This window comes from Micrococcus sp. LASM2_SD2 (genome assembly GCF_057364565.1).
In genome coordinates, this window is record NZ_JBNFOB010000282.1 from 1 (window position 1) to 2,638 (window position 2,638).

The 2,638-nt window shown below is 75.0% G+C and carries 3 protein-coding genes; all 3 read left to right on the forward strand.

The genetic code is table 11. The features are described 5' to 3' along the window. The coding region (locus AC2W7A_RS11415) for a class I tRNA ligase family protein (RefSeq protein WP_485991454.1) at positions 1–559 on the forward strand (559 nt) is incomplete at its 5' end. A 28-nt stretch (positions 560–587) separates the two neighbouring features. After that, positions 588–1,646 carry a DegV family protein gene (locus AC2W7A_RS11420; RefSeq protein ID WP_485991455.1) on the forward strand — a complete coding sequence of 353 codons (1,059 nt, stop codon included), beginning with the start codon at positions 588–590 and terminating at the stop codon, positions 1,644–1,646. Positions 1,647–1,974: 328 nt separating this feature from the next. Then, on the forward strand, positions 1,975–2,638 hold a 664-nt coding region (locus AC2W7A_RS11425), incomplete at its 3' end, for an SLBB domain-containing protein (RefSeq protein ID WP_485991456.1).

The window sequence follows — 2,638 nt, forward strand, 5'->3', positions numbered from 1 at the left end:
GGCGCCCTGGCCGCGGACGTGCGCGCCGGCGGCGCACCGGTGGGGCACGGACCTCTCCGGGGCGAAGGCCACGGCCCTGCGCTCGGCCACGCACAAGACGATCGCCGAGTCCTCCAAGCTGCTGGACGAGGGCAAGTTCAACGTGGTCATCGCCAAGACGATGGAGCTGGTCAACGCGACCCGCAAGGAGATCGACAACGGCGTCGGCGCCGCCGACCCCGCCGTCCGCGAGGCCGCCGAGGCCGTGGCCAAGCTGCTGTCCCTGTTCTCCCCGTACACCGCGGAGGACATGTGGGCCATGCTCGGCCATGAGCCCTCCGTGGTGCGCTCCGGCTGGCCCGCGGTGGACGAGTCCCTGCTGGTGGAGGACACCGTCACCGCCGTGGTCCAGGTCAAGGGCAAGGTCCGCGACACCCTTGAGGTCCCGGCGGACATCTCCGAGGCCGATCTGGAGGCCGCCGCGCGCGCCTCGGAGAAGGTGCAGCGGTTCATCGGGGACGCCGAGATCGTCAAGGTGATCGTCCGCGCCCCGAAGCTGGTCAACCTCGTCGTCCGCTGACGCCGGCGGTCCGGGGAGGAGGCAGGCAGTGACGTCCGTGCAGCAGTGGCAGCAGGACTACCAGGCACGCGTGCGTGCCCGGCGGTCCCGCCTCGCCGGGCGCGTCCGCTACGGCCTGAAGCCGCCGCGCCGAGACCGCACGGCGATCGTCACCGACTCCTCCGCCGCCGTCCCGGCCTCCGTCCTGGCGCACCCGCTGGCCGTGGGACTGCGCCAGGTCCCCATGCCCGTCATGGTGGGCGAGCACACCTTCGCGGAGGGCGACGAGGCGCTGCACCACGAGCTGCCGTTCGCCCTGGCAGCGAACGAGTCCGTGCGCACCTCGCGCCCGGCGCCGGGCACCTTCGAGGAGGTCTACCGGGAACTCGAGGCCGCCGGCTACGCGCGGATCGTGTCCGTGCACATCTCGGCCGGGCTGTCCGGCACCGTGGACGCCGCGCGCGTGGCCGCCGGGCGGGTGTCGATCCCGGTGGAGGTGGTGGACTCGCGCACCACCGGCATGGCGCTGGGCTTCATGGTGATGGAGGCCGCCGTCCGGGCCGGATTCGGCCTGCCCGTGGAGGGGATCCTGGGATACCTGCGGGACGCGGGGGAGCGGGCCCTGGTGATGTTCACCGTCCCGAACCTGGAGCAGCTGCGCCGCGGCGGACGCATCAGCGCCCTGAGCGGCCTGCTCGGCTCCATGTTCCAGGTCAAGCCCGTGCTGGCCCTGCGCGAAGGCAAGATCTCCCTGGTGGAGCGCACCCGGTCGGTGGACAGGGCCGTGGAGCGCATGGCCGTGGCAGCGCAGGCGAAGGCGGAGCAGGAGCCCTGCGGGATCGCCGTGCACGGCTACGGGAACCGGCCCGCGGCCGAGGCGCTGGCGGACCGGCTGGGTCCGTACTCGCAGACACCGGTGGCCGTGGTGGACCTGCCGGCCGTGCTGGCCGCGCACCTGGGCCTGGGCGGACTCGGAGTCGTGGTGTCGCCGATGCCCGAGGACGCGGGGGCGGGAGGAGACGCCGACGGGACGGGCCGTCGTCGTCAGACCCGGTCGGGTCCTGCACAGGCGACCGACACGCCGCCGGCGTCCACAGACGAGGCCTGAGCCCGGCAGGGCGCGGCCGCGGGGCGGCACCGTGGAGGCATGAGCCCTCACCAGCCCCGCATCCCCGAGTCCCGGCAGGCCCCCGAGCCCTGGGACGAGTTCGAGCAGCTGCCTGCCGGGGAGGACCCTGCAGGCCAGACACATCCCGGACCTGTGGCGTCGTCGTCTCCCCGACGACGGCCCCGCACCGGAGGCCTTCGGCGCGGGCACCGAAGGCTTCGCGCGCCCGGTGCGGTGCGCACCGGGGACCCCTCGGTCGGTCCTGCCGGTCAGGGGTGCGGGTGCGGCCGCCCGTCCTGGTGAGGGGGCCGGGGCGGTCGAGGACCCGGTGGCGGCCACCGCCTGGGAGGAGGAGCCGCCGCGGGTGCCGGTGTTCCGGTGGCGGCTGGTCGGCAGTGCCGTCCTAGTGCTCGTCGTGGCCGTCGCCGCCTGGTGGGCCGTGACCTGGCTGCAGCGGCCGAGCACGCCGGACCCGGTGCCGGTCGACGTGCAGACACCGGTCCAGGACGGCGCGAAGCATCCGGAGGCACAGCAGGGCACCACGCCCTCCGACGGCGGCGGTGGGCAGGCGGGCGGAGCCACAGGAGCGGCCGATGCGGGGAAGGCGGGACGACCCACGGAAGCGGAGGGCTCCGGCGACCCGGACGGGCCCGGGGAAGCCGCCTCTGCCGCGCCGGCCGACGGATCCGATGCGCGGGTCCGCGTCCATGTGATCGGTCAGGTGCGCTCACCCGGGGTGGTGACGGTGCCGTCCGAGGCCAGGACGGCCGATGCGATCGCCGCCGCCGGCGGGACCACCGGGCACGCTCGGCCGGAGCGGATCAACCTGGCGGCGCCGCTGGTCGACGGCCAGCAGGTGCTCGTGCCCGGAGACGACACCACCGAGGAGCAACTCGAGGCCGTGCAGGCCCAGGCGCATGCGGTCGCGGACCCCGCGGGAGACCAGGGCGCAGGAGAGGGCGGCGGTCCCACGGCCGGGCAGCCCGGCGGCG